This is a genomic window from Alteriqipengyuania triglochinis (genome assembly GCF_054655655.1).
Window position 1 is genome coordinate 1 of sequence record NZ_BAAHNC010000008.1, and the last position, 5,413, is coordinate 5,413.

General features: G+C 53.9%; 2 tRNA genes and 2 rRNA genes. All 4 read right to left on the bottom strand.

The annotated features are described in order from the left end of the window. Positions 1 to 63: 63 nt before the first annotated feature. Positions 64 to 2,856: ribosomal RNA gene (locus ACYQ0L_RS14905) — 23S ribosomal RNA — on the bottom strand. A gap of 255 nt (positions 2,857 to 3,111) precedes the next feature. After that, positions 3,112 to 3,187, bottom strand: a tRNA-Ala gene (locus tag ACYQ0L_RS14910). A gap of 22 nt (positions 3,188 to 3,209) precedes the next feature. Next, positions 3,210 to 3,286, bottom strand: a tRNA-Ile gene (locus ACYQ0L_RS14915). A 197-nt stretch (positions 3,287 to 3,483) separates the two neighbouring features. Continuing rightward, positions 3,484 to 4,970 (bottom strand): 16S ribosomal RNA (locus ACYQ0L_RS14920). Together the 16S and 23S rRNA genes with 2 tRNA genes alongside form the textbook arrangement of a ribosomal RNA operon. Between the last annotated feature and the right edge of the window lie 443 nt (positions 4,971 to 5,413).

A 5,413-nucleotide genomic window follows, 5' to 3' on the forward strand; every position in this document is an offset into this window, starting at 1 on the left:
CTGGAAAATTCTTCCGATCGACGAAGCCTTGCAAGTGCAGGACTGTCGTTGATGGTGCAAATTCTCAAGCATGATCAGAACTATTAGGACCGGTTAGCTCCACGCATTACTGCGCTTCCACACCCGGCCTATCAACGTCGTGGTCTACGACGGTTCGAAGATACCTAATCTCAAGGGAGGCTTCCCGCTTAGATGCTTTCAGCGGTTATCCCGTCCGTACATAGCTACCCTGCGGCACCCTTGGCAGGATGACAGGTACACCAGAGGTACGTTCACCCCGGTCCTCTCGTACTAGGGGCAACTCCTTTCAAGTATCGACGCCCACGGCAGATAGGGACCAAACTGTCTCGCGACGTTCTGAACCCAGCTCACGTACCACTTTAATTGGCGAACAGCCAAACCCTTGGGACCTGCTCCAGCCCCAGGATGTGATGAGCCGACATCGAGGTGCCAAACGATTCCGTCGATATGAGCTCTTGGGAATCATCAGCCTGTTATCCCCGGCGTACCTTTTATCCGTTGAGCGATGGCCCTTCCACGAGGGACCACCGGATCACTATGACCGACTTTCGTCTCTGCTCGACTCGTCAGTCTCGCAGTCAGGCAGGCTTATGCCATTGCACTCTCGCAGACGGTTTCCAACCGTCCTGAGCCTACCATCGCGCGCCTCCGTTACTCTTTAGGAGGCGACCGCCCCAGTCAAACTACCCGTCACAGAGGGTCCCTACACCGGCTAACGGTGCGAGGTTAGACATCAGAAAACAGCAGGGTGGTATTTCACCTATGGCTCCATGACAGCTGGCGCCGTCACTTCAAAGCCTCCCACCTATGCTACACAACTCTTTCCTAATGCCACTCTGAAACTGCAGTAAAGGTGCACGGGGTCTTTCCGTCTAACCGCGGGTACTCCGCATCTTCACGGAGAATTCAATTTCGCTGAGCATATCCTGGAGACAGTGGGGAAGTCGTTACGCCATTCGTGCAGGTCGGAACTTACCCGACAAGGAATTTCGCTACCTTAGGACCGTTATAGTTACGGCCGCCGTTTACTGGGGCTTCAATTCGGAGCTTGCACTCCTCCTCTTAACCTTCCAGCACCGGGCAGGCGTCAGACCCTATACGTCGTCTTGAAGCCGACTTAGCAGAGTCCTGTGTTTTTGCTAAACAGTCGCTACCCCCTGGCCTGTGCCCCCTGAAAAGAGTTGCCTCGATCCAGGGCCTCCTTCTTCCGAAGGTACGGAGGCAATTTGCCGAGTTCCTTCAGGATACTTCTCTCAAGCGCCTTGGTATACTCTACCTGACCACCTGTGTCGGTTTCGGGTACGGTCTATATGAAGAGGCTATTTCCCGGGACAACTTGGCTGCATGCTCAATCCAATAAGAACACACAACTTCCGCCATCCGTCACACATCTTCAGGCCCACGAATATTAACGTGGTTCCCATCGACTACCCCCTTCGGGCTCGTCTTAGGGGCCGGCTCACCCTGCGCCGATTAGCGTTGCGCAGGAACCCTTGGTCTTTCGGCGAAAGGGCATCTCACCCTTTTTATCGCTACTCATGTCAGCATTCGCACTTCCGATACGTCCACCGTCGGTTACCCTTCGGCTTCACTCGCTTACGGAACGCTCCGCTACCGCGTACAGTAAACTGTACACCCTAAGCTTCGGTGCATCACTTTAGCCCCGTTACATCTTCGCCGCAGGAACCCTTATTTAGACCAGTGAGCTGTTACGCTTTCTTTAAAGGATGGCTGCTTCTAAGCCAACCTCCTGGTTGTTTTGGGATTCCCACATGCTTTCCCACTTAGTGATGACTTGGGGACCTTAGCTGTAGGTTAGGGCTGTTTCCCTTTTGACGACGGACCTTAGCACCCGCCGTCTGTCTGCCGGATAAGACTCGATGGTATTCGGAGTTTGGTTAGGTTTGGTACCGCTCGCGCAGCCCTAGCCCATCCAGTGCTCTACCCCCATCGGCATACATCCGACGCTCTACCTCAATAGATTTCGCGGAGAACCAGCTATTTCCCGGCTTGATTGGCCTTTCACCCCTAAACACAGCTCATCCGAGAATTTTTCAACATTCACCGGTTCGGTCCTCCAGTGCGTGTTACCGCACCTTCAACCTGGCCATGCCTAGATCGCCGGGGTTCGGGTCTAATCCATGATACTCTGTCGCCCTATTCAGACTCGCTTTCGCTACGCCTACACCTAACGGCTTAAGCTCGCATCATAGATTAAGTCACTGACCCATTATGCAAGAGGTACGCTGTCACCCCCTAAAGAGGCTCCAACTGCTTGTAAGCATCCGGTTTCAGGTACTGTTTCACTCCCCTAATCGGGGTGCTTTTCACCTTTCCCTCACGGTACTGTGTTCGCTATCGGTCGTATACGAGTATTTAGGCTTAGAGGGTGGTCCCCCTATATTCAGACAGGATTACACGTGTCCCGCCCTACTCAAGTCCTTTTGCATCACTTTCGCCTACGGGGCTGTCACCCGCTATGGCCACACTTTCCAGAGTGTTCGACTAGTTAAACAAAAGGCACTGGCCTGGTCCCGGTTCGCTCGCCACTACTACGGGAATCTCGGTTGATGTCTTTTCCTCCGGGTACTGAGATGTTTCAGTTCCCCGGGTTCGCTTCACCAAAGCTATGTGTTCACTTCGGTGATACCTTGTCCACCTCACTCCGATCGTCCCGAAAGACCATCGAAGAGAAATGGTGAAGGTGGGTTTCCCCATTCGGAAATCGCGGGATCAAAGCCTGCTCACGGCTCCCCCACGCTTATCGCAGCGTGCCACGTCCTTCATCGCCTGTATACGCCAAGGCATCCACCAAATGCTCTTACCTCACGCTTGAGAATCCACACCATCAACGACAGGCCTGCATAAAAGCCTGTGCGTCTCAACGACGGCGCGGAAGAATTTAATCTCAGCCAGATAAATCATCTGATTAATGTTGCAGCACATTCGCACCAGCCCGAAAGCCAGCACGGCATGCGCCGCGGCATCGATTATAAAACCCATTCACAATGTCAAAGACGTACGGTCGAAACCGTACTACCCGCCAAATGCGGGATCCGTTTTCTTTTCATCCTGGAGTGTTGCTGCGACTGGTGGAGCCTATCGGGATCGAACCGATGACCCCCTGCTTGCAAAGCAGGTGCTCTCCCAGCTGAGCTAAGGCCCCTTTGGCCAGTCGCACGCGAATATGGTGGGCCTGAGAAGATTTGAACTTCTGACCTCACCCTTATCAGGGGTGCGCTCTAACCAACTGAGCTACAGGCCCACACGCCACAAACCGGCCGAAAGGGCCGATAGCCGCGCAAGCCAGCTCAGGCAACAGCGGCGATGCACAGCCGTGTAAACGGCGCGCTTCGCGCTGATCTCCAGTGATGAAAGGACATGAGGACGACGGCAATGTTCTTTGGAAAACTGCGAAGCTCTTCCGATGGCTAGCATCGGCGCTTTCGCGAGTATCCTTAGAAAGGAGGTGATCCAGCCGCAGGTTCCCCTACGGCTACCTTGTTACGACTTCATCCCAGTCGCTGATCCCACCGTGGCTCGCTGCGTCCCTTGCGGGTTCGCGCACGATCTTCGGGTGAAACCAACTCCCATGATGTGACGGGCGGTGTGTACAAGGCCTGGGAACGTATTCACCGCGGCATGCTGATCCGCGATTACTAGCGATTCCGCCTTCATGCCCTCGAGTTGCAGAGGACAATCCGAACTGAGACATCTTTTGGAGATTAGCTCACCCTTGCGAGTTCGCTGCCCACTGTAGATGCCATTGTAGCACGTGTGTAGCCCAGCCTGTAAGGGCCATGAGGACTTGACGTCATCCCCACCTTCCTCCGGCTTATCACCGGCAGTTTCCTTAAAGTGCCCAACTAAATGATGGCAACTAAGGACGAGGGTTGCGCTCGTTGCGGGACTTAACCCAACATCTCACGACACGAGCTGACGACAGCCATGCAGCACCTGTCACTAGGTCCCCGAAGGGAAGAGATCTGTCTCCAGAAATCGTCCTAGGATGTCAAAGGCTGGTAAGGTTCTGCGCGTTGCTTCGAATTAAACCACATGCTCCACCGCTTGTGCAGGCCCCCGTCAATTCCTTTGAGTTTTAATCTTGCGACCGTACTCCCCAGGCGGATGACTTAATGCGTTAACTGCGTCACCCAAGCTCTATGAGCCCGGACAACTAGTCATCATCGTTTACGGCGTGGACTACCAGGGTATCTAATCCTGTTTGCTCCCCACGCTTTCGCACCTCAGCGTCAATAACTGTCCAGTGAGTCGCCTTCGCCACTGGTGTTCTTCCGAATATCTACGAATTTCACCTCTACACTCGGAATTCCACTCACCTCTCCAGTATTCTAGCCATCCAGTTTCAAGGGCAGTTCCGGGGTTGAGCCCCGGGATTTCACCCCTGACTTGAAAAGCCGCCTACGCGCGCTTTACGCCCAGTAATTCCGAACAACGCTAGCTCCCTCCGTATTACCGCGGCTGCTGGCACGGAGTTAGCCGGAGCTTATTCTCCAGGTACTGTCATTATCATCCCTGGTAAAAGAGCTTTACAACCCTAAGGCCTTCATCACTCACGCGGCATTGCTGGATCAGGCTTTCGCCCATTGTCCAATATTCCCTACTGCTGCCTCCCGTAGGAGTCTGGGCCGTGTCTCAGTCCCAGTGTGGCTGATCATCCTCTCAGACCAGCTAAGGATCGTCGGCTTGGTGCGCCATTACCACACCAACTACCTAATCCTACGCGGGCCCATCCAAAGGCGATAAATCTTTGGTCCGAAGACATTATCCGGCATTAGCAGTCATTTCTAACTGTTATTCCGAACCTAAGGGCAGGTTCCCACGCGTTACGCACCCGTTCGCCACTAAGCCCGAAGGCTTCGTTCGACTTGCATGTATGAGGCATGCCGCCAGCGTTCGTTCTGAGCCAGGATCAAACTCTCAAGTTTGTGTCACTTACCTACCAGGCACGATCCGAAGATCGCAAACCCGACAAGCAAGAGTTCAAGGAGCCGAAACCTGCTGTCAAACGTAATGGATACGAATGAACATGCATCATCTGTGGGAAACGTGGAGTTCCCCATGGATGTGGCTTCGGCTTATTTATACCGGTATCCGCGACCTTAAAACTCGCAGACCGGGCGCCGTCGCCCACATGTCCCTTCATCAAAAACCAACAATGTCAAAGAACCACCAGACAGCTATAGCGGACAGCAATTGGTTCCCCGATTTACACCGGGGGAGCCGGCTGTCCGTTAGTGTTGGCGACCAACTGGCGGGCGGTCGAAACCGTCAGCGCCGCGTCGGTGAAGCCCATCTAGGCCGCACGCCGGATTCGGTCAAACCCTTTTTTGCGCTTTTCTGACAAAATTACAAAAAATGCCCGAATTGC